This window comes from Achromobacter sp. Root170 (genome assembly GCF_001428165.1).
In the GTDB taxonomy this organism is placed as follows: domain Bacteria; phylum Pseudomonadota; class Gammaproteobacteria; order Burkholderiales; family Burkholderiaceae_B; genus Achromobacter; species Achromobacter mucicolens.
In genome coordinates this window covers 49,928-75,902 of the sequence record NZ_LMHN01000007.1, presented here as the reverse complement: position 1 = coordinate 75,902, position 25,975 = coordinate 49,928, and the positions used below count along the sequence as shown (strand labels likewise).

At 65.8% G+C, this 25,975-nt stretch carries 33 protein-coding genes and 1 tRNA gene; 2 read left to right on the top strand and 32 right to left on the bottom strand.

The genetic code is table 11. The features are described from left to right. Positions 1-153: 153 nt before the first annotated feature. From ASD87_RS09655 to petA, 6 genes are all read right to left on the bottom strand, one after another. Positions 154-229 (bottom strand) — tRNA-Thr (locus tag ASD87_RS09655). Positions 230-297: 68 nt separating this feature from the next. After that, positions 298-750 carry a ClpXP protease specificity-enhancing factor gene (locus ASD87_RS09650; RefSeq protein ID WP_056320429.1) on the bottom strand — a complete coding sequence of 151 codons (453 nt, stop codon included), beginning with the start codon at positions 748-750 and terminating at the stop codon, positions 298-300. A gap of 13 nt (positions 751-763) precedes the next feature. Further along, positions 764-1,375, bottom strand: coding sequence for a glutathione S-transferase N-terminal domain-containing protein (locus ASD87_RS09645; RefSeq protein WP_006388039.1), 612 nt, complete (start codon positions 1,373-1,375; stop codon positions 764-766). Between the two features lie 151 nt (positions 1,376-1,526). Next, complete coding sequence (locus ASD87_RS09640; RefSeq protein WP_056320427.1) at positions 1,527-2,378, bottom strand: cytochrome c1; 852 nt, start codon at positions 2,376-2,378, stop codon at positions 1,527-1,529. Between the two features lie 24 nt (positions 2,379-2,402). After that, positions 2,403-3,791 carry a cytochrome bc complex cytochrome b subunit gene (locus ASD87_RS09635; RefSeq protein ID WP_056320424.1) on the bottom strand — a complete coding sequence of 463 codons (1,389 nt, stop codon included), beginning with the start codon at positions 3,789-3,791 and terminating at the stop codon, positions 2,403-2,405. A 74-nt stretch (positions 3,792-3,865) separates the two neighbouring features. Next, a complete protein-coding gene (gene petA / locus ASD87_RS09630) occupies positions 3,866-4,507 on the bottom strand; it encodes a ubiquinol-cytochrome c reductase iron-sulfur subunit (RefSeq protein ID WP_056320422.1) in 642 nt (213 codons plus the stop codon). Between the two features lie 138 nt (positions 4,508-4,645). Between petA and mscL the strand changes: the two genes are divergently transcribed. Continuing rightward, complete coding sequence (mscL, locus tag ASD87_RS09625) at positions 4,646-5,092, top strand: large conductance mechanosensitive channel protein MscL (protein ID WP_056320419.1); 447 nt, start codon at positions 4,646-4,648, stop codon at positions 5,090-5,092. 52 nt (positions 5,093-5,144) lie between these two features. On the opposite strand, the gene ASD87_RS09620 is transcribed toward mscL, so the two are convergent. Then, positions 5,145-5,921 (bottom strand): Nif3-like dinuclear metal center hexameric protein, encoded by a 777-nt coding sequence (locus ASD87_RS09620; protein WP_056320416.1) that lies wholly within the window; start codon positions 5,919-5,921, stop codon positions 5,145-5,147. A 19-nt stretch (positions 5,922-5,940) separates the two neighbouring features. On the opposite strand from ASD87_RS09620, the gene ASD87_RS09615 reads away from it, so the two are divergent. Next, positions 5,941-7,098, top strand: a complete 1,158-nt coding sequence (locus ASD87_RS09615; RefSeq protein WP_056320414.1) for a trypsin-like peptidase domain-containing protein — start codon at positions 5,941-5,943, stop codon at positions 7,096-7,098. On the opposite strand, the gene ASD87_RS09610 is transcribed toward ASD87_RS09615, so the two are convergent. The 25 genes from ASD87_RS09610 to ASD87_RS09490 all read right to left on the bottom strand — a co-directional run bounded on the left by ASD87_RS09610 (position 7,095) and on the right by ASD87_RS09490 (position 25,968). Further along, positions 7,095-7,517 carry a helix-turn-helix domain-containing protein gene (locus ASD87_RS09610; protein WP_056320412.1) on the bottom strand — a complete coding sequence of 141 codons (423 nt, stop codon included), beginning with the start codon at positions 7,515-7,517 and terminating at the stop codon, positions 7,095-7,097. The genes ASD87_RS09615 and ASD87_RS09610 overlap by 4 nt on opposite strands. An 87-nt stretch (positions 7,518-7,604) precedes the next feature. Further along, complete coding sequence (gene tatC, locus ASD87_RS09605; protein WP_056320409.1) at positions 7,605-8,399, bottom strand: twin-arginine translocase subunit TatC; 795 nt, start codon at positions 8,397-8,399, stop codon at positions 7,605-7,607. Beyond that, entirely contained in the window at positions 8,396-8,977 is a 582-nt protein-coding gene (gene tatB / locus ASD87_RS09600) for a Sec-independent protein translocase protein TatB (protein ID WP_056320407.1), read from the bottom strand. The genes tatC and tatB overlap by 4 nt, the downstream gene beginning before the upstream one ends. Before the next feature lie 75 nt (positions 8,978-9,052). Further along, positions 9,053-9,280 (bottom strand): Sec-independent protein translocase subunit TatA, encoded by a 228-nt coding sequence (gene tatA, locus ASD87_RS09595; RefSeq protein ID WP_056320404.1) that lies wholly within the window; start codon positions 9,278-9,280, stop codon positions 9,053-9,055. Positions 9,281-9,294: 14 nt separating this feature from the next. After that, positions 9,295-9,663, bottom strand: a complete 369-nt coding sequence (locus ASD87_RS09590; RefSeq protein WP_056320402.1) for a histidine triad nucleotide-binding protein — start codon at positions 9,661-9,663, stop codon at positions 9,295-9,297. Between the two features lie 17 nt (positions 9,664-9,680). Further along, positions 9,681-10,031, bottom strand: a complete 351-nt coding sequence (locus ASD87_RS09585) for a phosphoribosyl-ATP diphosphatase (protein ID WP_056320399.1) — start codon at positions 10,029-10,031, stop codon at positions 9,681-9,683. After that, positions 10,028-10,432 carry a phosphoribosyl-AMP cyclohydrolase gene (gene hisI / locus ASD87_RS09580; RefSeq protein WP_056320398.1) on the bottom strand — a complete coding sequence of 135 codons (405 nt, stop codon included), beginning with the start codon at positions 10,430-10,432 and terminating at the stop codon, positions 10,028-10,030. Before hisI ends, ASD87_RS09585 begins: the two co-directional genes overlap by 4 nt. Before the next feature lie 2 nt (positions 10,433-10,434). Beyond that, positions 10,435-11,256, bottom strand: coding sequence for an imidazole glycerol phosphate synthase subunit HisF (gene hisF, locus ASD87_RS09575; RefSeq protein ID WP_056320396.1), 822 nt, complete (start codon positions 11,254-11,256; stop codon positions 10,435-10,437). Next, positions 11,253-11,993, bottom strand: a complete 741-nt coding sequence (gene hisA, locus ASD87_RS09570) for a 1-(5-phosphoribosyl)-5-[(5-phosphoribosylamino)methylideneamino]imidazole-4-carboxamide isomerase (protein ID WP_056320394.1) — start codon at positions 11,991-11,993, stop codon at positions 11,253-11,255. The genes hisF and hisA overlap by 4 nt, the downstream gene beginning before the upstream one ends. A gap of 56 nt (positions 11,994-12,049) precedes the next feature. Next, complete coding sequence (gene hisH / locus ASD87_RS09565) at positions 12,050-12,748, bottom strand: imidazole glycerol phosphate synthase subunit HisH (RefSeq protein WP_056320391.1); 699 nt, start codon at positions 12,746-12,748, stop codon at positions 12,050-12,052. A 52-nt stretch (positions 12,749-12,800) separates the two neighbouring features. Next, positions 12,801-13,388 carry an imidazoleglycerol-phosphate dehydratase HisB gene (hisB, locus tag ASD87_RS09560; protein ID WP_008160445.1) on the bottom strand — a complete coding sequence of 196 codons (588 nt, stop codon included), beginning with the start codon at positions 13,386-13,388 and terminating at the stop codon, positions 12,801-12,803. A 1-nt stretch (position 13,389) separates the two neighbouring features. Then, on the bottom strand, positions 13,390-14,493 hold the full coding sequence (hisC, locus tag ASD87_RS09555) for a histidinol-phosphate transaminase (RefSeq protein ID WP_056320389.1): 1,104 nt from the start codon (positions 14,491-14,493) through the stop codon (positions 13,390-13,392). Beyond that, positions 14,490-15,794 (bottom strand): histidinol dehydrogenase, encoded by a 1,305-nt coding sequence (hisD, locus tag ASD87_RS09550; RefSeq protein ID WP_056320387.1) that lies wholly within the window; start codon positions 15,792-15,794, stop codon positions 14,490-14,492. The genes hisC and hisD overlap by 4 nt, the downstream gene beginning before the upstream one ends. Before the next feature lie 61 nt (positions 15,795-15,855). Beyond that, positions 15,856-16,530 carry an ATP phosphoribosyltransferase gene (gene hisG, locus ASD87_RS09545; protein ID WP_056320385.1) on the bottom strand — a complete coding sequence of 225 codons (675 nt, stop codon included), beginning with the start codon at positions 16,528-16,530 and terminating at the stop codon, positions 15,856-15,858. Further along, positions 16,527-17,798 carry a UDP-N-acetylglucosamine 1-carboxyvinyltransferase gene (gene murA, locus ASD87_RS09540; RefSeq protein ID WP_056320441.1) on the bottom strand — a complete coding sequence of 424 codons (1,272 nt, stop codon included), beginning with the start codon at positions 17,796-17,798 and terminating at the stop codon, positions 16,527-16,529. The genes hisG and murA overlap by 4 nt, the downstream gene beginning before the upstream one ends. Continuing rightward, positions 17,798-18,043: a BolA family protein gene (locus ASD87_RS09535; protein WP_056320382.1), complete on the bottom strand. Its 246-nt coding sequence runs from the start codon at positions 18,041-18,043 to the stop codon at positions 17,798-17,800. The genes murA and ASD87_RS09535 overlap by 1 nt, the downstream gene beginning before the upstream one ends. Before the next feature lie 5 nt (positions 18,044-18,048). After that, positions 18,049-18,861 carry an ABC transporter permease gene (locus ASD87_RS09530; protein WP_056320380.1) on the bottom strand — a complete coding sequence of 271 codons (813 nt, stop codon included), beginning with the start codon at positions 18,859-18,861 and terminating at the stop codon, positions 18,049-18,051. Beyond that, entirely contained in the window at positions 18,858-19,670 is an 813-nt protein-coding gene (locus tag ASD87_RS09525; RefSeq protein ID WP_056320378.1) for an ABC transporter ATP-binding protein, read from the bottom strand. The genes ASD87_RS09530 and ASD87_RS09525 overlap by 4 nt, the downstream gene beginning before the upstream one ends. A 175-nt stretch (positions 19,671-19,845) precedes the next feature. Further along, positions 19,846-20,484: a phospholipid-binding protein MlaC gene (locus ASD87_RS09520; RefSeq protein ID WP_056320376.1), complete on the bottom strand. Its 639-nt coding sequence runs from the start codon at positions 20,482-20,484 to the stop codon at positions 19,846-19,848. 37 nt (positions 20,485-20,521) lie between these two features. Continuing rightward, a complete protein-coding gene (locus ASD87_RS09515) occupies positions 20,522-21,328 on the bottom strand; it encodes a VacJ family lipoprotein (protein ID WP_056320374.1) in 807 nt (268 codons plus the stop codon). Between the two features lie 81 nt (positions 21,329-21,409). Beyond that, complete coding sequence (gene mlaD, locus ASD87_RS09510) at positions 21,410-21,910, bottom strand: outer membrane lipid asymmetry maintenance protein MlaD (protein WP_056320371.1); 501 nt, start codon at positions 21,908-21,910, stop codon at positions 21,410-21,412. 12 nt (positions 21,911-21,922) lie between these two features. Beyond that, positions 21,923-22,711: a lipid asymmetry maintenance ABC transporter permease subunit MlaE gene (mlaE, locus tag ASD87_RS09505; protein ID WP_056320369.1), complete on the bottom strand. Its 789-nt coding sequence runs from the start codon at positions 22,709-22,711 to the stop codon at positions 21,923-21,925. Continuing rightward, complete coding sequence (locus ASD87_RS09500) at positions 22,708-23,544, bottom strand: ABC transporter ATP-binding protein (RefSeq protein WP_056320366.1); 837 nt, start codon at positions 23,542-23,544, stop codon at positions 22,708-22,710. The genes mlaE and ASD87_RS09500 overlap by 4 nt, the downstream gene beginning before the upstream one ends. A gap of 366 nt (positions 23,545-23,910) precedes the next feature. After that, a complete protein-coding gene (locus ASD87_RS09495) occupies positions 23,911-24,972 on the bottom strand; it encodes a nitronate monooxygenase family protein (protein WP_056320364.1) in 1,062 nt (353 codons plus the stop codon). Positions 24,973-24,990: 18 nt separating this feature from the next. Continuing rightward, entirely contained in the window at positions 24,991-25,968 is a 978-nt protein-coding gene (locus tag ASD87_RS09490; RefSeq protein WP_056320361.1) for a tripartite tricarboxylate transporter substrate binding protein, read from the bottom strand. Positions 25,969-25,975 lie beyond the last annotated feature (7 nt).

Sequence of the window (25,975 nt, the reverse complement as noted above, 5' to 3'; positions counted from 1 at the left end):
GCCAGACTGTAGTCCCGCTGGGTTCGCTTGATCCTTGATTCCAATTGACTCTCCTTTTTTCTCTCAAAAAGGTGTCAACCAATTCCAGGACGGGTCACACTGCAAAAAAAAGCCGATCCACAAGGAATCGGCCTTTTTGCTGGGGTATTTCTCTGGTGCCGGTGAAAGGAATCGAACCCTCGACCTTCTCATTACAAGTGAGCTGCTCTACCAACTGAGCTACACCGGCGATGCGTGCCGGGGCACGCGCAGGGACTGCATTGTAATGAAAAAAATGCAGCCCCTCTCGTGGGGTCGTTATTTGACGATGGTCAGGCGCGGGCGCTTGGGTTCGTCGTCGTCGCCGTCGTCGTCGCCAGGGGCGGGATTGACGTCAGAGCCTTCCGGGGCGGTAGGGGCCGGCGAGGCGCCCTGGGCGCCGGCTTCGGGCGGCTCGTAGGGCTGGACCTCGAAGCCCATGCCGGCGCCGGTTTCGCGCGCATAGATGGCGCTGACGGCGCCCACGGGAACGTAGACGTTTTCGGTCACGCCGCTGAAGCGGGCCTGGAATTCAATGAATTCGTTGCCCAGCACCAGACGGTTGGTGGCCAGCGTGCCTACGTTCAGCGTGATCTGGCCGTCGCGCACGTGGGCGACGGGCACCATGGTGTGCTCGTCGACCTGCACGGTGATGTACGGCGTGTAGCCGTTATCAGTGCACCATTCGTGCAGTGCGCGGATCAGATACGGTTTGGTCGAAGTTTCACCCATTACACAACCAGCCTTAGCGACGCATCACTTTTTCCGAAGGCGTCAGCGCTTCGATGTAGGCCGGGCGCGAGAAGATGCGTTCGGCGTACTTTTGCAGCGGAGCCGCATTCTTGGGCAGTTCGATGCCGTAGTGGTCCAGGCGCCAGAGCAGCGGTGCCACGGCCACGTCGAGCATGGAGAATTCCTCGCCCAGCATGTACTTGTTCTTGAGCAGCATCGGGGCCAGCTGGGCCAGGCGATCGCGGATGTTCTGGCGAGCGTTGGCGAGCTTCTTTTCGTCGGGCTTGGCGCTGCGGTCTTCCAGCGTCGAGACGTGAACGAAGAGTTCCTTCTCGAAGTTGTAGAGGAACAGACGCGTGCGGGCGCGCATGACCGGGTCGGCGGGCATGAGCTGCGGGTGCGGGAAGCGCTCGTCGATGTACTCGTTGATGATGTTCGACTCGTACAGAACCAGGTCGCGTTCGACCAGAATGGGCACTTGACCGTACGGGTTCATCACCGAGATGTCTTCGGGCTTGTTGTACAGGTCGATGTCGCGGATCTCGAAATCCATACCCTTTTCGAACAACACGAAGCGGCAGCGTTGCGAAAACGGACACGTGGTTCCGGAATAGAGCACCATCATGGCGGTAAGTCCTTTATTGAAAAACGAAAGGCCAGCGCCTAAATCTAGCAGGCGCTGGCCCCAATTGCCAGGCAGGATAGGCGTACGGCCCTATCCGCCTCTTCCGTCCCCGATAGACGGGGTGGCTGGGGAACCTGGCGGGGCGTTACGGTTAGCGCACGTGTTTCCAGTACGAGGCATTCAGGCGCCACGTAACAAAGAAGAACAGGAGCAGGAACAACATGACGCCGACGCCGATGCGGACACGCAGTGTCTGGACGGGCTCGGCCATCCAGGACATGAATGCGGTCAGATCAGCGACGTCGTTGTCGTATGTTGCGGTTTGGGCCGGGTTGGCGGCCTTGAATTTGGCATCGAAGGTGGCATGGCCATGGTGATTGGCTAACGGCTCGGCCTTCACCGTGGCAAAACCCTGTGCATCGTACACCGTTGTGACGCGTTCCCAGGATTTGGGGGCGCCGTCCTTGCCTTCGACCTCGTGGACAGCGACCGTGGTCAGCTCGCGCGGGCCCTGTTCCTGCCAGAGGGCATGCGGCATGCCGACCGACGGGAAGACCAGGTTGTTCCAGCCCGTGGCGCGCGACGTGTCGCGGTAGAAGGTGCGCAGGTAGGTGTACAGATAGTCGGATCCCGAGGGGCCGGCGTTCACGGATTTGGCGCGGGCGATCACGGACAAGTCCGGGGGCGTCGTGCCAAACCAGGCCTTGGCGTCCTTCGGCGTCATGGCGACGTGCATCATGTCGCCAATCTTTTCGCCGGTGAACAGCAGGCTTGTCTTGATCTGTTCGTCGGTCAGGCCGATGTCCCGGAGCTTGTTGTAGCGCATCGAGGATGCGCTATGACAGTTCAGGCAGTAATTGACGAACAGCTTGGCGCCGTTTTGCAGCGACGCCATGTCGTTGACGCGGTAAGGCGCCTTGTCCAGCGGATAGCCGCCTCCGGCGGCAAAGGTAGCGGTACACGTGAGCATCAAGGCCACGGCACCAATCAGCTTCTTGATCATGGTTAGTCCGTTATTCTCGTTGGCTCAGTGGGCGTGGAACGTGACGCGGTCGGGCACTTGCTTGAAGGTGCCCAGGCGGCTCCATACCGGCATCAGGAAGAAGAAGGCCAGGTACAGGAGCGTGCCGATCTGCGACGTCAGGTTCAACGGCGGACTGGGCGGCTGCGTACCGATGTAGCCAAGCACCAGGAAGTTGACCATGAAGATGCCGTAGATCCACTTGTGCCACGTGGGGCGGTAGCGGATGGACTTGACCGGCGAATGATCCAGCCAGGGCAGGAAGAACAGGATGACGACCGTGCCGCCCATGGCCACCACACCCCAGAACTTGGCGTCGATGACGCGCAGAAGCACGGCGACGACGATCAGGATGCCGGGGACGGCGATGCGCATGAAGCCCTTCAGGTTGCTCTTGGCAAACAGCACGATGGCGCCCAGCACCGACGCGCCCGCCAGCACCCACGTGAATTCATCGGTGGTGGCACGGAGCATCGAGTAGAACGGCGTGAAGTACCAGACCGGCGCAATGTGCGGAGGCGTCTTCAGCGAGTCAGCGGGAATGAAGTTGTTGAACTCGAGGAAGTACCCGCCCATTTCCGGCGCGAAGAACACGATGGCCGCGAACACCAGCAGGAAGCCCGCCACGCCCACCAGGTCATGCACCGAGTAGAACGGATGGAACGGGATGCCGTCTTTCGGGCGACCGTACTTGTCCTTCGGGCCCTGCTTGATCTCGACGCCGTCCGGGTTGTTGGAGCCGACTTCGTGCAGCGCCACCAGGTGCGCGGCAACCAGGCCGATCAGCACCAGCGGAATGGCGATGACGTGGAAGGCGAAGAAGCGGTTCAGCGTGGCGTCGGACACGACGTAGTCGCCGCGGATCCAGATGGACAGTTCAGGGCCGATGAACGGGATGGCCGCGAACAGGTTCACGATCACCTGGGCGCCCCAGTACGACATCTGGCCCCAGGGCAGCAGGTAGCCGAAGAACGCTTCGGCCATCAGACAGAGGAAGATCGCAACGCCGAAGATCCACACCAGTTCGCGTGGCTTGCGGTACGAACCGTAAAGCAGGCCGCGCAGCATGTGCAGGTAAACCACGACGAAGAACATCGAGGCGCCGGTCGAGTGCATGTAGCGCACCAGCCAGCCCCACGGGACCTCGCGCATGATGTATTCGACGGACTGGAACGCGCGCTCGGCGTCCGGCTTGTAGTGCATGACCAGGAAGATGCCGGTCACGATCTGCAGCACCAGCACCAGAAGCGCCAGCGAGCCAAAGAAATACCAGAAGTTGAAATTCTTGGGTGCGTAATACTCGGACAGATGGGCTTTCCAGGTGGAGGTCACCGGAAAGCGCCGGTCCAGCCAGCCCAACAGGCCTGTCGTCTCGACGGTTTTCTCGCCAGCCATGTAACGGCTCCTTCTCTAATACGTGGCGTATTGTTTTTACTTACGTAGATCGGGAAAAAAGCGCGACGCGAGCGTCAGGCCTTGTTGTCTTCATCGACGCCCACGATGATGCGGGTGTCGCTGAGGTACTGGTACGGCGGAACTTCGAGATTATCGGGGGCAGGCTTGTTCTTGAAGACCCGGCCAGCCAGGTCGAACGTGGAGCCGTGGCAGGGACAGAGGAATCCGCCTTGCCAATCCGCGCCCAGACCGCCGCCGCCACCCGTTTCGAAGTGCGCGGTGGGCGAGCAACCCAGGTGCGTGCAGATGCCGACGCAGACGAAGAGCTCGGGCTTGCGCGAGCGGGCTTCGTTTTCGGCATAGGGAGGGGTGAAGCCGGGCCGCTTGGATTGCGGGTCGGCAAGCAGGGGGTCCAGCGCTTTCAGACCGGCGAGCTGCTCGGGCGAGCGGTGGATGATCCACACCGGTTTGCCGCGCCATTCGACCGTTTTCATGGCGCCGACGGGAATGTCGCCGACATCCACCTCAACGGGCGCCCCGGCCGCGCGGGCTTTTTCAGAGGGAGAAAACGTGCTCACAAGCGGCACTGCCGTTGCGACACCTGCTACGCCGCCCACAGCACAGGCGGTGGTAACCCAGAAACGTCGCGAAGGATCAGGTGGCAGGTTGGGATCAACCGCACCGTCATCGTCATGCACCAGCGTATCCTGACTCATCTTCCTATCCTTGTTGATGCGCCCGCTCAACGAGTAGCATCACTTCTGCGGCATCGGGTTCGCGGGAATATGTAACAACATAGCAACCGCGTATTATAGGCCAGCCTACCCCAGGCGTATCACGAATGGAGCGGATTTATGAGCAAATCGACTGGTTTCGTCAAAGAGTTTCGAGATTTCGCGGTCAAGGGCAACGCGGTCGATCTGGCCGTCGGTGTCATTATCGGCGCGGCCTTCGGCAGGATCGTCGACTCGCTGGTGCGGGACATCATCATGCCGCTCGTCAATTTCATCCTGGGCGGATCGGTCGATTTCTCGAATAAATTCCTCGTCCTGTCGATGCCCGAGGGCTATTCGGGTCCGATGACCTACGCAGATCTGACCAAGGCCGGCGCCAATGTGTTTGCGTGGGGCAACTTCGTCACCATCATCATCAATTTCGTCCTGCTGGCGTTCGTGATCTTCTGGATGGTCAAGGCCATCTACAAGGCCCGCAACAAGCAGGAGGAAGCGCCGGCGCCGGCCAAGACGCCGGAAGACGTCGCCCTGCTGCGCGAAATCCGCGACCTGCTCAAGCGGCCGTAAATGAAAAAGCGTCCCTGATGGGACGCTTTTGTTTCTTGCCAGGGCGGCAGGGTCAGGCGGGATTGTCGATATCCACGAATTCGACCTTGACGCCGAAGCGCTCGGCCACGGCCTGTCCCAGCGCCTGGACGCCGTAGCGTTCGGTGGCGTGGTGGCCGGCCGCGATGAAGCCAACGCCGGTTTCACGCGCCAGGTGCACCGTGGATTCGGACACTTCGCCGGTGATGTAGACGCTTGCGCCCGCATCCACGGCGTCGGCCATCATGCCCTGGGCGCCGCCCGTGCACCAGGCGATGGTCGCCAGCGGCTGGTCCGGATCGCCCACGACGAGCGGCGGGCGGCCCAGGCGTTGCGCCACGCGCTCGCCCAACTGGCCCAGGGTCGTCAGGCCGCTGGCCTCGCCTAGCCAGATCAGCCCGTCCTGGCCGCAGGTCAGGGGCGCACCATCGTCGCGCCGCGCGGGGGACAGGCCCAGCACACGCGCCAGCTGCGCGTTGTTGCCCAGCGTGGGGTGCGCATCCAGCGGCAGATGGTAGGCGTACAGATTCAGGTCGTTCTTCAGCGTCAGAGCCATGCGGGTGCGACGAGTGCCGATGACGCGGCGGTCTTCGTTGCGCCACATCCAGCCGTGATGCACCAGCACCGCATCCGCGCCGCGTTCGACGGCGGCGCGCAGCAATGCTTCGCTGGCCGTCACACCGGTGATAATGTGTCCGACCTCGGATCGGCCTTCCACCTGCATCCCGTTGGGACAGTAGTCCTTGAAACGGGCCGCCTGCAGGGTGTCGTCCAGCCAGCTGGCCAGGACGCGGGAGTCCACTTTATTCATTGCTAGTCCTATCAGAAACATGCGCCGATATTGGCTGATCTTCGCTCAGGCCGTCACGGTCTGCCTGGGTATTCTATTCGTGGTGACGACGTTGCGGCCCGACCTGCTGCGGGTGAACGGGCCCGGCGCGGTCCTGCCGGCCACCGCGGCGCCCGTGCGCGCGCCCGCCGGCGACGTAGGCGCGGTGTCGTACGCGGACGGCGTGGCGAAGGCGGCGCCCTCGGTGGTGAACGTATTCACCACCAAACACGTGAACGTGCCGTTGATCCCGCTGCCCGATGACCCGGTGCTGCGCCAGCTGTTTGGACAGATGCCGGGCGTGAGCCGCCGGGAGGCCTCGACCAGCCTGGGCTCGGGCGTGATCGTGAACGCGGACGGCTACGTGCTGACCAACTACCACGTGGTGCAGGCCGCGGACGCCATCGAGGTGGCGCTGCGCGACGGGCGGCGCGACACGGCCAAGGTCGTGGGCGCGGATCCGGACACGGACCTGGCGGTGCTCAAGTTGTCCAGCCTGCGCGAGCTGCCGGCCGCGACGCTGGCGTCCGACAAGGGCCTGCGAGTGGGCGACGTGGTGCTGGCGATCGGCAATCCGTTCGGCGTGGGACAAACGACCACGCAGGGCATCGTGTCGGCGCTTGGCCGCAATGGCCTGGGCCTGAATACCTACGAGAACTTCATCCAGACCGACGCGGCGATCAACCCCGGCAATTCGGGCGGCGCGCTGGTGGACGCCTACGGCAACCTGGTGGGCATCAATACCGCCATCTATTCGGAATCCGGCGGGTCGATGGGCATCGGGTTTGCGACGCCGATCGAGATCGCGCGCAAGGTGATGGACGATATCGTCAAGACCGGCTCGGTCAAGCGCGGGTGGCTGGGTGTGGAGCCGCAGGACGTGACGCCGGAACTGGCGCGGGCCTTTGCGTTGCCGCGCGACACGACGGGGGTGATCATCGCCGGCGTCATGCGCGATGGTCCGGGTGCGCGCGGCGGCTTGCGCGTGGGCGACATCGTGCAGTCGGTCAATGGCAAGCGGGTGGCGGACACGACCAGCCTGCTATCGGAGATTGCGCAGTTGCCGCCCGGCCAGCGGGCCGCGCTGGGCATTTTGCGCGGCGGCAAGCCCGCGGAGCTGGCGGTGGTGGTGGGTACACGACCGGGCAAGCCACGCTAGGCGCATTTACGCGCCGCCGCACGGGCGGCGCCGGGGCTGATGCCGGTGCCGGGCTTGTCAGACAGTTCGCGCACCAGGGCCAGGATCAGCCGCTTGGTGCTGTCGGGTTGCGGCGCAAGCCGCGCGCAGATTTCGGCGCAGTAGCCATCGACGCCATTGGCTGCGGCGTCTGGCAGCCGGGGCGCGGGGTGGGCCCCGGGCGCGGCGGCGGGCACCACGCCATCTGTCAGCCACGGCACGCTGGTGCCCAGGGCGTGCGCCAGGCGCACGAGCGTATTGCGGGCGGGCGAATAGCGGTCTTCGCGGGTAAGGATGCGATGAATGCAGGACTGCGGCACGCCCGACAGGCGCGCAAGCTGGTTCTGGCTATGGATGCCGCGCCACCGCATGAGGGTGCGCAGTCTTTGAGAAAGCGACATGACTGCAATGTAGGACTGCGGTCAGAGGCCGACAAGGTAAAACGGTCCGCTTTTATGCGGACCGTCTTGGTGGCTGTGCGCCCGGGGTCAGTGGCGTTCGGTCAGGGAGTCCGACGCTGCGTCGTCCTCCGACGCGCTTTCCTTGGGTGTGACCATGCGGGCGCAGATCAGGCCGACCTCGTACAGCAGGCAAAGCGGCACGGCCAGCATGAACTGGCTGACCACGTCGGGCGGGGTGACCACGGCGGCGATGATGAAGGCGCCCACCACCACGTAGCCGCGCGCGGCCTTCAGCTTGGAGAGCTCGACCACGCCCATCTTGACCAGCAGCACGACCGCTACCGGCACTTCGAACGTGATGCCGAACGCCAGGAACATCGTCATGACGAAGCTGAGATAGGCCTCGATGTCCGGCGCCGGCGTGATGGACTGCGGCGCGAACGTGGCGATGAAGTGGAACACCGTGCGAAACACCACGAAATAGCAGAACGCCATGCCCGCGATGAAGAGAAACGTGCTGGAAACGATGAGCGGCAGCGCCAGGCGCTTTTCGTGCCGGTACAGCCCGGGGGCCACGAAGGCCCAGGCCTGATACAGCACCACCGGCAGCGCCAGGATGAACGCGGCCATCATCGTGACCTTGACGGGCACCATGAACGGCGTGATGACGCCGGTCGCGATCATGCGGGTGCCTTCGGGCAGCGAGGCCAGCATGGGCGCGGCCAGCACGTCGTAGATGGCCGACGCGCCGGGATAGATGAAGAGCACGATGAACACCGCCACCACGGCGCCGACAGCGCGCAGCAGACGGGTGCGCAGCTCGACCAGATGGGAGATGAAGGTCTCTTGCTGGCCTTCTTCTTGAGTTGCGTCCTGGGTCACGACGAAGTTCCGGAGGGCGAGACGGGCTTGGCGGCAGGCGCGGCGACGTCAGCCGCGGTCGCGCTGGGCGCCGGGGCGGGTTGTTGTTGGGGGGCGGCCGGGCGCGGGTCGGCGTTGGGCACGGGTTGAGGCTCGGCGGCAGGCAGGTCCAGGTCCAGATTGTGGTTCTGGCTGGGCGGGGCGATCGTGCGAGCGGGTTCGGCGGGCGTGTCCGCGGCGGGCGTTTGCGTGGCAGTCGCCGTGGCCGGTGAGGCGGGAGCGGCCTTGCCGCTGGCTTCGCGGGCGACTTCGTCCAATTCGGCTCGGAACTGCTGCACGGGTTCCTGCAGCGAGGCGCCGGTCTCGTTCAGCGATTGCTGCACGCCCTGGGCCGCGTCTTCCATTTCAGTCTTGAACTTGCGGAGTTCGTCGAGTTCGATTTCGCGCTGAATATCGGACTTGACGTCATTGACGTAACGCTGCGCGCGGCCCAGCAGGTGACCGACGGTGCGGGCAACCTTGGGCAGGCGTTCGGGGCCGATGACGATCAGGGCGACGACGCCGATCACCATCAGTTCAGTGAGGCTGACATCAAACATTCGACGGCCGCTCGGGAATTGAAGCAATAAGGGCCGGCCCGTTCAGGGCTGGCCCGGAGGGAGACTGGCTGACGCTCAGGAGTTGGACTTTTCCTTGGCCTGCACGTCGATGGTGTCGCCGGCAACGCGCTGCTGCGTGACCGGTTCGGCGGGCTTGTCGCTGTTGGCTTCCTTCATGCCGTCCTTGAAACCCTTGACCGCGCCACCCAGATCGCCGCCGATGTTGCGCAGCTTCTTGGTGCCGAAAATCAGCGCGACGATGACCAGGACGACCAACCAATGCCAAATGCTGAAACTACCCATGATGATTCTCCGAATTACGCAGTGGGGGCCACGCGCCCTTTCCAGGGACGCGAGCCGCCGATGATGTGGAAATGCAGATGCGGGACTTCCTGGCCGCCTTCGACGCCAGAGTTGATCATGATGCGAAATCCGCCATCGGGGCCCGGACGGCAACCGTTTTCGGCGGCAAGCCGCGGCGCCAACGACATCATTCTACCCAACCAATCTGCGTCCTCGCCCGTAATATCCTGCATGGATGTGACATGACGTCGAGGAATCAGCAGTAAATGGACCGGCGCGGCCGGATTGATATCGTGAAATGCAACAAAGTCCTCGTCCTCGTAGACCTTCTTGGACGGGATGTCGCCGGCGGCGATCTTGCAGAAAAGGCAGTTGTCGCTCATGGGTTTGGTTTCCGTGGTCAGTCCTTCGGGCGGCTTGCCTTTTCCACCAGGCCCGACAGGCCCTCGCGGCGTGCCAGCTCGGCCAGCACGTCTTCAGGCCGCAGATTGAAATGCGTCAGCGCCACCAGGCAGTGGAACCACAAATCGGCGGTTTCGCTGACGATGCGGTCGGGCGCGCCATCCTTGGCGGCCATGACCAGTTCCGTGGCTTCTTCCCCGATCTTCTTCAAAAAGGCATCGGGGCCCTTGGCCAGCAGCTTGGCCGTGTAGGAAGCCTGGGGATCGCCGCCATTTTGCGGGCGGCGCGTTTCCAGCGTGTCTGCGATGCGCGCCAGGATGTCGGCGGCGGTCAGGGTCTGATCGGTCATTTGTAGATGAGTTCCGGGTCTTTGAGCACCGGATCGACCGTGACCCACGACGCATGGTCGGTCTGGCCTTCCAGGCGGCGGAAAAAGCAGCTGGCGCGGCCGGTGTGGCAGGCGATGCCGCCTTGCTGGTGGACCTTCAGGAGGACCACGTCGCCGTCGCAATCCAGGCGCAGTTCATGCACTTCCTGGACATGGCCGGATTCTTCGCCCTTGCGCCACAGACGCTTGCGCGAGCGCGACCAATAGACCGCGCGGCCGGTGGCGGCCGTTTCGGCCAGCGATTCGCGGTTCATCCAGGCGACCATCATGATCTGGCCGTTTTCGGCGTCTTGGGCGATGGCGGGGATCAGGCCGTTTTCGTCGAAGACGACGTCGGCCATCCAGGCAGGTTCGTTGCTCATGTTTAGTCCAATCGTACGGCGATGCCCTGTTCGGCCATGAAGCGCTTGCACTCGCCGACGGTATGCTGGCCAAAATGGAAGATGCTGGCGGCCAGCACCGCGCTGGCGCGGCCGGTGGTGACGCCGTCGGCCAGATGCTGCAGGTTGCCGACGCCGCCGGAGGCAATGACGGGCACCGGTACCGCGTCCGAGACGGTGCGGGTCAGTTCCAGGTCGAAGCCGGACTTGGTGCCATCGCGGTCCATGCTGGTGAGCAGGATTTCGCCCGCGCCATAAGCGGCCATGCGGCGCGCCCACGCCACGGCGTCCAGGCCGGTGGCCTTGCGGCCGCCGTGCGTGAAGACTTCCCAGCGCGCCGGTTCGCCGGCCGCGGAGACGCGGCGGGCGTCGATGGCCACGACCACGCATTGCGAGCCGTGGTAGTCCGAGGCTGCGCGAACCAGGTCGGGATTGGCCACTGCGGCGCTGTTGATGCTGATCTTGTCGGCGCCGGCGTTCAGCAGACGCTGGATGTCGGACACCTGGCGCACGCCGCCGCCCACCGTCAGCGGAATGAAGACCTGCGAGGCCACCTGCTCGATGATGGGCAGGATCAGGTCGCGGCCGTCGCTGGTGGCGGTGATGTCCAGGAACGTGAGTTCGTCGGCGCCCTGCTCGTTGTAGCGGCGGGCGATCTCGACGGGGTCGCCCGCGTCGAGCAGGTTGACGAAGTTCACGCCCTTGACGACGCGGCCGGCCGTGACGTCAAGGCAGGGAATGATGCGGCGGGTCAGCGCGTTGTGCATGGTCGCGCCGGCCCCAGGGGTGCTGCTGGATGTGGTCATTTTGCCAATTCGTCGGCGCGCGCCTGCGCGGCCTGGAAGTCGAGCGTGCCTTCGTAGATGCTGCGGCCCAGGATGGCGCCTTCGACACCCTCTTCCTCGACGGCGCACAGCGCCTCGATGTCGTGGATGCCGGCGATGCCGCCCGAGGCGTACACGGGAATGCGCACGTGCTGGGCCAGGCGTACGGTGGCTTCGACGTTGACGCCCGACAGCATGCCGTCACGGCCGATGTCGGTGTAGATGATGGCTTCGCAGCCGTAGTCTTCGAACTTCTTGGCCAGATCCAGCACGTCGTGGCGGGTCAGCTTGCTCCAGCCATCGGTGGCGATCTTGCCGTCGCGGGCGTCCAGGCCGACGATGATCTGGCCGGGGAAAGCGCCGCAGGCGTCCTGCAGGAAGCCCGGATTCTTGACGGCGGCCGTACCGATGATGACGTAGGAGATGCCGGCGTCGAGGTAGCGCTCGATGGTGTCCAGGTCACGGATGCCCCCGCCGATCTGGACGGGAATGTCGTCGCCGACGGCGTCCAGGATCGCCTTGATGGGCGCTTCGTTCTTGGGCTTGCCGGCGACGGCGCCGTTCAGGTCGACCAGATGCAGGCGGCGGGCGCCCTGGTCAAGCCAGCGGGTGGCCATGGCGGCGGGGTCTTCGGAGAACACCGTTGCATCGTCCAGGTCACCCTGGCGCAGGCGCACGCAACGCCCGTCTTTGAGATCGATGGCGGGGATCAGCAGCATGGTTGGCAGCGAGAAAAAAAATGGGGTTGAACGGGCTGGCGCACGGGGCTCGGGGCCTACGGCTGCCAGTCTACAAAATTGCGATACAGGCGCAAACCGTGCTCGGCGCTCTTTTCGGGGTGGAACTGCACCGCGAAAATGTTAGCTGCCGCCACCGCGCAGGTAAAGGTGACGCCATAATCGGTTTCACCAACCGTCAGGCCCGGATCGGCCGGATCGGCGTAATAACTATGGACGAAATAGAAGTGCGAGTCGTCCGGAATGCCTTCCCAGATCGGGTGAGACCGGGTGTGGCGGACCTTGTTCCAGCCCATGTGCGGCACCTTCAGGCGCTCGGGGCGGGTGTCCGCCAGACCTGCCGCGCCCGTGTCGGTCAGGCAGGCTTCGTCGTCGGCGGGGATCAGGTCGGCAAAGCCGGGGCCGGAAAAGCGGCGCACGACGCCCGGGAACAGGCCCAGGCAGGTGGTGGCGCCTTCTTCGCTGGCGTCGAACAGCATCTGTTCGCCCACGCAGACGCCCAGCAGGGGCTTTTCGCGGGCGGCGCGCACGACGGCGTCGCGCAGTCCGGATTCGTTCAGGGTGCGCATGCAGTCCGCCATCGCGCCCTGGCCCGGAAACACCACGCGGTCGGCGGCGGCGATTTCCTGGGGCTGGTTGCAGATGCGGATGTCGGCGTCAGGCGCGGCGTATTTCAGGGCGCGTGCGACGGAATGGAAATTGCCCATTCCATAGTCGACGATGGCGATAGTGGTCACTTCTGTCTGCCTGGTGCGGTGCGAAGGGGATGGCTTGCCTGGGTTGCGTACCTTACAGCACGCCCTTGGTGGACGGCACGACGTCGCCCATGCGCGGGTCGACTTCCAGCGCCATGCGCAGCGCGCGGCCACAGGCCTTGAACACGGTTTCCGCCTGATGGTGCGAGTTGAAGCCGCGCAGGTTGTCGATGTGCATCGTGATCAGCGCGTGATTGACCAGGCCCTGGAAGAATTCGCGCGTGAGGTCCACATCGAAGCTGCCGATGTGCGAGCGCGTGAACGGGATGTGATATTCCAGGCCGGGACGGCCGGAGAAGTCCACCACCACGCGCGATAGCGCTTCGTCCAGCGGCACGTAAGCGTGACCGTAGCGGCGCAGGCCGGCCTTGGTGCCCGCGGCCTTGGCGATGGCCATGCCCAGCGTGATGCCCACGTCTTCCACCGTGTGATGCGCGTCGATATGCAGGTCGCCCTCGGCCTTGATGTCCAGGTCGATCAGGCCGTGACGCGCGATCTGGTCCAGCATGTGATCCAGGAAGGGCACGCCCGTGTCGATCGTCTGCTTGCCGGTGCCATCCAGGTTGATGGCCACGCGGATGCGGGTTTCGTTGGTGTTGCGGGTGATTTCTGCGGTACGCATGTTAAGCACTCAAGATCTCTTGCAGGGCGGATAGCAAGGCGGCGTTCTCGGCCGGGGCGCCCACCGAGATGCGCAGGCAGTTGGCCAGCAGCGGGTGGGCATTGGAGAAGTTGCGAATCAATATTTTGCGCGTTTTCAGGGCAAGATGCACGGCGTTGCCATCGAGCTTGCCGGAAAAGCGGGCCAGAATGAAATTGGCCGCGGAAGGGAATACCCTGACGCCGGGCAATTGCGCCAGCGCCGCGGCCAATGGCTCGCGGTCGGCGCGCAGCCGGGCCGCCTGTTCGTCCAGCACGGCCTTGTGCCGCAGCACGGCCTGCAGCGTGACCTGCGTCAGCACGTTCAGGTTGTAGGGCGGGCGCACCTTGTTCAGCTCGGCGATCCAGGCCGGATCGCCGGCCAGGTAGCCAAAGCGCAGCCCGGCCAGGCCGATCTTGGACACGGTGCGCATGACGACCACGTTGGGCGCCTCCAGCACGCGCGGCATCCAGGTGTAGTCCGCGAACGGCTGGTAGGCCTCGTCGATCACCACCAGTCCGGGCGCGGCCTGGATGATGGCGTTCACGTCTTCCGGCGACCACAGGCCGCCGGTGGGGTTGTTGGGGGTGGCCAGGAACACGAGCTTTGGCTGATGCTGGCCGATGGCTGCCAGCATGGCCGGCAGGTCCAGGGTCAGGTCATCGGTCAGCGGCACGCCCACGAAACGCGCGTGGTCAAAACGCGCGGCCATGTCGAAATACACGAACGACGGCCAGGGCGACAGCACCACGTCGCCCGGATTGCAGCACGCCTGGACCATCAGGTGGATGAGCTCGTCCGAGCCGTTGCCGAACAACACGTCTGCGGCGTCCGGTACGCCAAAGGCCGTCTTGACGGCGGCCTCAAGCGCCGACAGGTCCGCGGACGGATAGCGGTTCAGCGGCGTGTCGCGGACGGCGCGCGCAATGTCGTCGCGCACGGCTTCGGGCAGCTCGTACGGGCATTCCATGGCGTCCAGCTTGATGCAGCCTTCGGCATGGGCGACGGGGTACGCCGCCAGCTCGCGGATGTCGGCGCGGACGGTGCCTTTGACGCGGCCGGCGACGTCCGCCGGTCCCGCGCTCATGCCTTGTCGACCCGGTACTGGGCGCTTGCGGCATGCGCCTGCAAGCCCTCGCCCAGCGCCAGTTCGGCGGCGATTCGGCCCAGCGTCTGGGCGCCGGCGTGCGAGACCTGGATCAGGCTGGAACGCTTCTGGAAGTCATACACGCCCAGCGGCGACGAGAAGCGCGCCGTGCGCGAGGTGGGCAGCACGTGGTTCGGGCCGGCGCAGTAGTCGCCCAGGGCTTCCGAGCTGAAGCGGCCCATGAAGATGGCGCCGGCGTGGCGGATGCGGGCGGTCCAGACCTCGGGCTGCTCGGTGGAGATTTCCAAATGCTCGGGGGCGATGTCGTTGGCGATCTGGCAGGCTTCTTCCAGGTCACGCACCAGGATCAGCGCGCCGCGGTTGGCCAGGCTGACGCGCAGGATGTCGGCGCGCGGCATGGTGGGCAGGAGGCGGGCGATGGCCGCTTCGACTTCTTCGATGAAGGCGGCGTCGGGACAGAGCAGGATGGACTGGGCGAGCTCGTCGTGCTCGGCCTGCGAGAACAGGTCCATCGCGATCCAGTCGGCCGGCGTCTTGCCGTCGCAGATGACCAGGATTTCGCTGGGGCCGGCGATCATGTCGATGCCGACCACGCCGAACACGCGGCGCTTGGCGGCCGCGACGTAGGCATTGCCCGGGCCGACGATCTTGTCCACGGCCGGCACGGTGTCGGTGCCATAGGCCAGCGCACCCACGGCCTGCGCGCCGCCGATGGCGAACACGCGGTCCACGCCGCCGATGGCGGCGGCGGCCAGCACGATGGGATTGCGCACGCCGTCCGGCGTGGGCGTGACCATGACCAATTCCTGCACGCCCGCGACCTTGGCCGGAATGGCGTTCATCAGCACGGACGACGGATACGCGGCCTTGCCGCCGGGCACGTACAGGCCCACGCGGTCCAGCGGCGTGACCTGCTGGCCAAGCAGCGTGCCGTCGGCTTCGGTGTAGGTCCAGGTCTCGGCGCGCTGGCGCTCGTGGTAGGCGCGCACGCGGTCGGCGGCGGCTTCCAGCGCATTGCGCTGCGCGGCCGGCAGCCCGGCCAGGGCCGCATGCCAATCGGCCTTGGGGATCTCCAGCGTATGCGCTGCCGCGTCCGGCATGCGGTCGAACCGCTGCGTGTATTCCACCAGCGCGGCGTCGCCGCGGGTGCGCACGTCGGCCAGGATGCTGGCGGCGGCGCGGTCGATGGATTCGTCCTCGGTGGCCTCGAAGGCCAGCAGCTTGGACAGGGCGGATTTGAATCCGGGATCGCGGGAGTCGAGACGATTGATCAGGGCCATGGCGTCATGGAGCAAAGCAGGTAACGGTATCGGCCGCCGCGCCGGGCGCGGCGGGCGGGAGTCAGACGTTGCGGGAGGCCGCTCTTGCGAAGGCATCCAGCAGCGGCTGCAGGCGGTCGCCGCGGGTTTTCAGGGCGGCCTGGTTGACGATCAGGCGCGACGAGATCGGCATGACGTCTTCCACGGCGACCAGGTCGTTGGCGCGCAGCGTGCCGCCGGTGGACACCAGGTCGACGATGCAATCGGCCAGGCCGACGAGCGGCGCCAGTTCCATCGAACCATACAGCTTGATGATGTCCACGTACACACCCTTGGCCGCGAAGTGTTCACGGGCTGACTGCACGTACTTGGTGGCCACGCGCAGACGCGCGCCCTGGTGGACCGCGGCGTCGTAGTCAAAGCCGTTGCGCACGGCCACGGCCAGGCGGCACTTGGCGATGTTCAGGTCGATGGGCTGGTACAGGCCGCCGGGCTGTTCCTTGGCGTGCTCGATCAGCACGTCCTTGCCCGCGATGCCCAGGTCGGCCGCGCCGTACTGCACGTAGGTGGGCACATCCGAGGCGCGCACGATGATCAGGCGCAGGCCGGGATCGCTGGTGGGCAGGATGAGCTTGCGCGAGCTTTCGGGGTTCTCGGGGACTTCGATGCCGGCTTCCGCCAGCAACGGCATGGTCTCTTCGAAGATGCGGCCCTTGGACAGCGCCAGGGTCAGGGGGGTGACGGAGGCATTGCTCATTGAGCCTGTTCCTTGCCGGTAACTCGTTGGATATCCGCGCCCAGGGCGCGCAGTTTCACTTCCATCTGATCGTAGCCGCGATCCAGGTGGTAGATGCGGTCGACCAGCGTATCGCCATCGGCGGCCAGGCCGGCGATGACCAGGCTGGCCGAGGCGCGCAGGTCGGTCGCCATGACCGTTGCGCCCGACAGGCGCGGCACGCCGCGCACGACAGCGGTGTGGCCGTCGATGTCGATCTGGGCGCCCATGCGGCGCAGTTCCTGCACGTGCATGTAGCGGTTCTCGAAGATGGTCTCGACGATGACCGACGTGCCGTCGGCCACGGTGTTCAGCGCCATCAGCTGGGCCTGCATGTCGGTGGCAAAGCCCGGGTATTCGTGCGTGCGGAAACCCACGGCCTTGGGGCGCTTGTCCATCGCGCCGCGGATCCAGCCGGGACCGGTCTCGATGGTCAGGCCCGCTTCGGTCAGCTTGTCCAGCGTGGCGCCCAGGATGTCGGCATCCGCGTTCTTGAGCAGGATGTCGCCGCCCGCCGCGCCCACCGCGCACAGGAAGGTGCCGGCTTCGATGCGGTCGGAGATGACGCGGTGTTCTGCGCCGTGCAGGCGCTCGACGCCGTCGATCACGATGCGGTCGGTGCCGTGGCCCTGGATGCGGGCGCCCATCTTGATGAGCAGTTCCGCCAGGTCCACCACTTCGGGCTCGCGCGCGGCGTTTTCCAGCACGGTGCGGCCCTCGGCCAGCACGGCGGCCATCAGCAGGTTTTCCGTGCCGGTGACCGTGACCATGTCGGTGCGGATGGAGGCGCCCTTCAGGCGTTTGGCGCGCGCCACCACGAAGCCATGCTCGATGCTGATTTCAGCACCCAGCGCGGCAAGGCCCTTGATGTGCTGGTCGACCGGCCGCTGGCCGATGGTGCAGCCGCCGGGCAGGCTGACGCGGGCCTCGCCGAACCGCGCGACCAGCGGGCCCAGCACCAGGATCGAGGCGCGCATCGTCTTGACCAGGTCGTACGGCGCTTCCAGGCTGTCGACGTTGCCGGCCTGCAGCGTGACGATGCCGTCGTCGGCGCGTTCGGCGCGCACGCCCATGCGGGCCAGCAGGCGCAGCATGGTGCCGGTGTCGTTCAGACGCGGCACATTGGACAGAACCAGCGTATCGGCGGTCAGCAGACCCGCGCACAGGATCGGCAGGGCCGAGTTCTTGGCGCCGGAAATCGAGATCTCGCCATGCAGCCGCGCGCCGCCGGTAATGCGAAGCTTGTCCATCATTCGCCCGCTTTCTGGTATTCGGCGGGGGTCAGGGTGCGCATCGACAGGGCGTGGATCTCGGCTTTCATGCGGTCGCCCAGCGCGGCGTAGACGAGCTGGTGGCGCTGGATCAGGCGCTTGCCTTCGAAGGCCGTGCTGACGATGACGGCGTCGAAATGCGACCCGTCGCCCTGCACGTCGAGATGTTCACAGGGCAGGCCGTCAGCGATGTATTGGCGGACTTGCGCGGGAGTGGGAAGCATGGACGTCAGTTCCTGAGTTTGTAGCCGCTGGCCAGAAGCCGCAGCGCGTAAGCGGAGAGCGCAAGGAACACCGCCGTCACTACCGCCAGGCTGTGCCAGGGCGAGACGTCCGACACCGAGAAGAATCCGTAGCGGAATCCGTCGATGGTGTAGAAGATGGGGTTCCAGTGCGAGACGCTTTGCCAGAACGGCGGCAGCGTATGGATGGAATAGAACACGCCGGACAGGAAGGTGGCCGGCATGATCAGGAAGTTCTGGAAGGCCGCGAGCTGGTCGAATTTTTCGGACCACAGGCCCGCGACCAGCCCCAGTGTGCCCATGATGCCGCACGCCATCACTGCAAAGACCAGCACCCACAGCGGATGCGCGGGCGCCAGCGGCACGAAGAACAGCGCCACGGCCCACACGCACAGGCCGACCGCCAGACCCCGCGCGATCGCGGCCAGCACGTAGGCGCCGAAGATGTCCCGGTGCGACAGCGGCGGCAGCAGCATGAACACCAGGTTGCCGGTGATGCGGCTCTGGATGAGCGACGAGGACGGATTGGCGAACGCGTTCTGCAGCATGCTCATCATCATGAGCCCGGGGATCAGGAACGACGTGTAGGGCACGGTGCCGTACACCGTGACGCGCCCTTCCAGCACGTGCGCGAAGACCAGCAGGTACAGCAGCGCGGTGATGACGGGCGCGGCGATGGTCTGGAAGCTGACCTTCCAGAAGCGCAGCAATTCCTTGCGCAGCAGGGTCGGAAAGCCGGAGCCGGCGTCCAGACGGGGCTGCACCAGCGGCTGGCCGGCAGGCGTGGCGGGCTGGGTCATGATGAGATCTCTTCGGGTTGCAGGGCGCGCGCGCCGGGCTCGTCGTCCTGGTGCATGATGCGCACGAAGGCGTCTTCCAGGTCCACGCCGCCCACGCGGGCAAGCAGCGCCTGGGTGGTGTCCAGCGCCACGACACGCCCGCCCTTGAGCATGGCGATGCGATTACAGAGCGCCTCGGCCTCTTCCAGGTAGTGCGTGGTGAGCATGATGGTGTGGCCGGCCTTGTTCAGCCGCGAAATGAACTCCCACAGCGTGCGGCGCAGGTCCACGTCCACGCCCGCGGTCGGCTCGTCCAGCACGATGACCGGCGGGCGGTGCACCAGCGCCTGCGCCACCAGCACCCGGCGCTTCATGCCGCCGGACAGTGCCCGCATGTTGGAATTGGCCTTGTCGGCCAGGCCCAGGTTGAACAGGATCTCGTCGATCCAGTCGTCGTTCTTGCGCAGGCCGAAGTACCCGGACTGGATGCGCAGCGTCTCGCGCACGGTAAAGAACGGGTCATAGACCAATTCCTGCGGCACGACGCCCAGCGCCCGCCGCGCCGACTTGTAGTCGGCCACGACGTCGTAACCACAGACGGTGGCGCGGCCCGAGGTGGCGTGCGCCAGGCCCGCCAGGATGGAGATGAGCGTGGTCTTGCCCGCGCCGTTGGGACCGAGCAGGCCGAAGAACTCGCCGTGCTCGATGTTCAGGCTGACGTTGTCCAGCGCCTGAAAGCCGGGCCGGGGCGCGCGCCCGAGCAGTTTCTGCCAGCCGCGCTGGCGCGGCGAGTAGATCTTGGAGACGTTTTCTAGGCTGACGGCAGACATGACGGGGGGAGATGGCCCGGAAAGAGCGAATTGACCATTATATAAGCGCGGTGCGGCAGGAGCCCTGATGGCCCCGGTGGCAAAAGGGACGCCCCGCTTGTTGCGTCCCCAAAAACAATCGGCCCGGCGGACCCCCGAGGGGACGCGCCGGGCCGAGCTGAGCCTGAACGGGTCTTTACTTGTTGCGCTGGTTCAGCGCCTGGATCAGGCCGTCGATGCCGTTCTGGTTGATCTGCTGGGCGAACTGGTTGCGGTAGTTCTCGATCAGCCAGATGCCTTCGACGTTCATGTCGTAGATCTTCCAGCCCTGCGGGGTCTTTTCCAGGCGGTAGTCCACGCCCACCGGCTGGCTGTTGGACTGGCTGATCAGCGTGCGCACGACCACGTCGTCGGCCTTGGGATCGCCGCGGAACGGCAGGCCGGTGATGGTGGTGCTGGACGTGACGCGGGTCAGCGCGCCGCTGTACGTGCGGATCAGCGTGCCGCGAAAAGCCTCGGCCAGCGCCGTTTTCTGCTGGTCGGAGGCCTGGCGCCAGTAGCGGCCGGCGGCCAGGCGCGTCGTCTTCTGGAAGTTGACGTACGGCAGGATGTGCTGGTCGACGACCTGGTTGATGCGGGCGGTGTTGCCGGCCCGGACCGCGCCGTCAGCCTTCAAGACATCCAGGGCCTCGTTGGCGGCAGCCAGCACGAATTGTTCGGGCGGGCCATTGGGATCCGGCTTGGCTTGTGCGGCCGACGCGGCCGTGGCGGCGGACAAGCCCAGCAGGCCCGCGAACATCAGCCGCTGCAACAGGGAGGGAACGGAAAATCGCATCAAATCTCCTTCAGTACCGAAAGCGCAATCCGACAGCTTACTTGTTCGCGGGTTGCGGTGCAGGCACGGGGGCCGGCGCGGGTGCGGCGGGGGCGTCGTCGCCGTCGTCTTCGTAGTTGGGCAGCGAGCCTTCGTCATCCACGCGATGGCCCAGGACCATGGCGGCGCGGCGTTGCAGGAAGGCGTCGCGCACGAAGCTGTACGGGTCCAGCGCCACGCGGTCGATGGTGTCGGTCGTGTCGAGCAGGTTGGCGCGCGTGTCGACGATGCGCAGGCCCCACAGCGAATTGCGCAGGCGGACGTTGTCGATCGAGTCCACGCCCATGTAGCCGTAGGTCGTGCCGTACAGGTCGCCGACCAGGCCGACGCCGTCACGCACGCTGGAGGCGCCGAAGAACGGCAGCACCAGGTACGGACCCTGGCTGAAGCCCCAGACGCCGAGCGTCGTGCCGAAATCGTTGGGGATCTTGCGCGCGCCATTGGCCGAGGCGACGTCGAAGCAGCCGCCCACGCCCATGGTCGTGTTGAACAGGAAGCGGCCCAGCGTGTTCACGAAGTCGTGGCCGCGGCCCTGCAGGAAGCTGTTGGTGCCGGACCACAGGTCGCCGACGTTGCTGAAGATGTTGTGGATGCAGCTGCGCACGGGCTGCGGCGTCACGAACGTGTAGGCCTGCGCGACCGGCTTGAACACCGCGCGGTCAACCGTGTCGTTGAACTGGTAGACGCCACGGTTGAAGCCTTCCCAGGGGTCGCGCGGATCCGGATTCTTGGGTGCGGCGCAGCCGGCCATCAGCGCGCCCGCCGCTGCGACGGTGGCAATTCGGGAAATAGCTTTTTTATTCATGATCCGGGTATCCCTATCAACATTCTTTTGTTATCGCGACCGCGAGACGCAGCGTAGTAACGGCTTGTTTGTGCCGGGCCTTTAATCCTGCGCCTTGGGAGCGCCTTCCGGCGCGGCGGTCGTGCCCTGCTTTTCCGCCGACCCGTACAGGAATTGGCTGATCAGCTGCTCCAGGACCACGGCGCTTTGTGTATAGCGGATTTTTCCGCCGTCGGTAAAGTTATCTTCCTCGCTTCCGGCGGTCAGGCCCAGGTATTGCTCGCCCAGGAGGCCCGAGGTCAGGATGGCGGCCGACGAGTCCTTGGGGAACTGGTATGCCGTTTCCAGATCGACCGAAACGATGGCCTGGAAGGTCTTGTCGTCGAAGGAAATGTTCGTGACCCGGCCCACCACCACGCCGGCGCTCTTGACCGGCGCGCGCACCTTGAGGCCGCCTACGTTATCGAAGTTGGCGGTCACGGTATAGGTCGGGGCAAAGGAAAAAGTGCTCAAGTTGCCGGCGCGCAACGCCAGGAATCCAAGCGCGATCGCGCCGAGCAATACAAACAGGCCTACCCAGAAGTCGGTTTTTTCGCGTGACATGATCGATCCGTATCAATTTCCAAACATCAAGGCGGTGAGCAGGAAGTCCAGCCCCAGCACCGCCAGCGAGCCCACGACCACGGTGCGCGTGGTGGCGCGGGCAACGCCTTCGGGGGTGGGCTTGGCCTGCCAGCCTTCGTAGAGCGCCACCAGCGTCACCGTGACGCCGAAGACGACGCTCTTGATGACGCCGTTGGCGACGTCTTTCCAGACATCGACGCCGTTCTGCATCTGCGACCAGAAGGCGCCGGCGTCCACGCCGATGAGCAGCACGCCCACGACCCAGCCGCCCAGGATGCCCACCATGGAGAACACCGCGGCCAGGATGGGCATGGCGATGATGCCGCCCCACAGGCGCGGCACGAGCACCCGGCGTATCGGGTCCACGGCCATGACTTCCATGGCCGACAGTTGTTCACCTGCTTTCATCAGGCCGATCTCGGCCGTGAGCGAGGTGCCGGCGCGGCCCGCAAAGAGCAGCGCGGTGACCACCGGCCCCAGCTCGCGCACCAGAGACAGGGCCACCAGCAGGCCCAGGGCCTCCTCGGAGCCGTAGCGGTTCAGCGTGTAGTAGCCCTGCAGGCCCAGCACGAAGCCCACGAACATGCCGGAGACGGCAATGATCAGGAGCGAATAATTGCCGATGAAGTGGACCTGCTGCGACACCAGGCGCGGGCGGGACAGCGCGATGCCGCTGCGCGCCAGCATGGCGCCGAAGAACCGGGTGAAATAGCCGATGCCGGCGACGTGGGAACGCACCCATTGGCCCAGCACGGCGATGGCGTTGTTGGATCCGCTCATGCTTTGCGCCCTTTCTGTTGCGACAGCCACTTCTGGAAGGCGGGAGTTTCGGGATATTGGAATGCAACCGGGCCGTCCGGCTGGCCTTTCAGGAATTGCTGGACGTAGGGGTCCGGCGAGGCCGCGAGCATCTGCGGCGTGCCGGCGGCGGCGAGTTGGCCGCGGCCCACCAGGTAGACCTGGTCGGCAATGGCAAAGGATTCCTGCACGTCGTGGGTGATCAGCACCGAGGCGCAACCCAGACGGTCGGCAAGGCTGCGGATCAGGCGGGCGGTGATGCCCAGCGAGATCGGGTCCAGCCCCGCGAAGGGTTCGTCGTACAGGATCAGTTCGGGTTCCAGGACCACGGCGCGGGCCAGCGCCACGCGCCGGGCCATGCCGCCGGAGATTTCCGAGACCTTCAGGTGGGCGGCGGCGCGCAGGCCCACGGCATCCAGCTTGTCGAGCACGCGGTCGGTGAGTTCGGCCTCGGGCAGGCGCGTGTGCTCGCGCAGGGGAAAGGCCACGTTCTCGAACACGTTCAGGTCGGTGAACAGCGCGCCCTGCTGGAACAGCACGCCCATGCGCTTGCGCAGGGCTTGCACTTCCGAGCGGGAGGCGGCGCCGATATCCTGGCCGAACGCCAGGACGCGGCCCTGCTGGGCGGTGATCTGGCCGGTGGCCGCGCGCAGCAGCGTGGTCTTGCCGGAGCCCGACCCTCCCATGACTGCCACCACCTGGCCCGCCCGGACGTCCATGGAAATATCGCGCAAGACGGTGAAATCACCGTAGCCAAGCGCCACACCTTCCAGGCGCAGGGCGAATTCCGGGGTGCTGCTGGTTTGAGCGGGCATGGGCAACGAAAGGGAGTTTCGGCGGCGGAGCTTGCCGTGCTGTCCTGCCGGCAAGCGGGCCGGAGAACCTGGCCGGCGCGGGCAAGACAGGCTGCGTCGGGAAGCGCCCTGTTACTCAGATGCCGGGGACGAGCTCAAGCGTCGGCTCCCGGCGGCGAGGCGCCATTGTAGCCCGACGCTGTGCAATCACAATCGGACCGGCCGCACGTGGAACAGTGTTTTCAATTCCACGGACAATCCGGCGGGCGGCTTGTTGCCATCTTGCTGGGCGTCACGGGTGTCTGACACCCCTGAAACGCCAGCCCCGCGCACACGCCTCCGACCCGGGTGTCAGACACCCTTTTTTAACGGCCCCGCCTTGTTCCTTCAGTGACGTGCACGTGCCGCCGCGGTTTCCCGGGCCAGCCGCTGAATCAAATCCGCCGTCGATTCCCGCCGCGCCAGCGGCGCACCCTGGCCGGCCCACAGGGACAGGACGTTGATGTTGCCGCTCTTGCCGCCCGCCGTGCGCATCGGGCGCGTCAGCGCGTTCTGCAGCGGATACGGCAGGATGTCGCCGCCGATGGCGTCCGCGTCCCGCATGAAGGCGTTGGCGATGCCGCGCGCGGGGCGGCCGGAAAAGGCGCGGGTGACCCGCGACTGTTCAGCGCGGGAGGCGGGCAGGACGGCCTTGTAGGCCTCGCTGATGCCGGATTCGTCCGTCGTGAGAAAGGCCGTCCCCATTTGAACCAGGTCGGCGCCCAGCGCCAGGGCGGCCGCGATGCCGCGCCCGTCCATGATGCCGCCCGACGCAATGACCGGCACCGAGACGGCGTCGGCCACCTGAGGCACCAGGGCCATCGTGCCGATCAGGGACGCCTCGAAGGCATCCAGGAAGGTGCCGCGGTGGCCGCCCGCCTCGGCGCCTTGCGCCACGATGGCGTCCACGCCGTCCTGCTCCAGCGTCTGGGCCTCGCGCACGGTGGTGGCCGTCCCCACGGTCAGGATGCCCAGCTCGCGGCAGCGGGCCACCGCCTCGGCCGGCAGGCGGCCGAAGGTGAAGCTCAGGACGGCGGGACGGATCCGCAGGATGGCCTCGAGCTGGCCCGCCAGCGGGTCGGTCTGCGGACCGGGCGCCTCGGGGGCGGGCAGGCCCAGTTGCTCGTGGTAGCGGGCCATCAGGGCCAGCATCGCGTCCGCATTGCCCGCCATGGGTTGCTGCGGCACGGACGCGAACAGATTGATGGCGAACGGGCGGTCCGTGCGCGCACGGATCGCCGCGGCCGCCGCTTCGATCTGTTCGGGCGTCATGTAAGCCGCCCCAAGCGATCCCAGGGCGCCCGCCTTCGATGCCTCGGCCACCAGTTCCACCGTGGTGGCGCCGCCCGCCATGGGCGCCTGGATGATGGGATGGTCCAGCTTGAGCAGTTCAATCAGAGGGGAAGCCATGGGAAAACTCCTGGGAGGTTATTGAAGCTGGATGTTTCCAGCCTTGATGACGTGCGCCCACTTTTCGCTTTCGCTCTTGATGAACGCGGCGAATTCCTCGGGCGTGCCGCCGCCGGCCTGGCTGCCGGTGTCGGCGATGGCCTTTTGCACATCCGGTTCCTTCAGGATGCGGTTGAACTCGGCGTTCAGCTTGGCGATGATCGGCGCGGGCGTGCCGGCCGGCGCGACGATGCCCTGCCAGTTGTAGGACTCGAAGCCCGGCAGGCCCGATTCGGCCATGGTGGGCACGTCGGGGAGCACGGCCAGGCGCTTGGCGGACGTGACGGCGATCGGGTGGATCTTGTTGCCCTGGATGGCGGGCAGCGCGGAGTAGCCCATTTCGAACATCATCGAGATGTGGCCGCCCATCAGGTCGGTCGCGGCCAGGCTGCCGCCCTTGTAGGGCACGTGGATGATGTCGATCTTGGCCTGCTCGCGGAACATCTCGCCCGACAGGTGGTGCGCGCCACCCACGCCGGAAGAACCGAAAGTCAGCTTGCCCGGCTGCTTCTTGGCCAGCGCGATCAGATCGGCCAGCGTTTTGACCGGCAGTTCGTTGTTCACGCTCAGGACCAGGGGGCTGTTTTCGATCAGGATGATCGGCGCCAGGTCCTTTTGCGGGTTGTAGGGCATTTCCTTCATCAGGGACGGGTTGACCGCCATCGGGGCCAGGTTGCCCGTGCCGATCGTGTAGCCGTCCGGCGCCGCCTTGGCGATGAGGTTGGTGCCGACCACGCCACCGGCGCCTGCCTTGTTCTCGACCACGACAGGCTGGCCCAGCGACTCGCCCAGCTTGCGCGCCAGGAGGCGCACGCGCGTGTCGGCAAACCCGCCGGGGGCATACGGGACGATCATGGTCACCGGCTTGGCGGGCCATTCGGCGGTCTGGGCCTGGGCGGCGCCGCTAAAGGCGGCGGTGGCGGCCAGGGCGGCAATCAGGGGGCGTAGTGCTTTCATGCTGGGG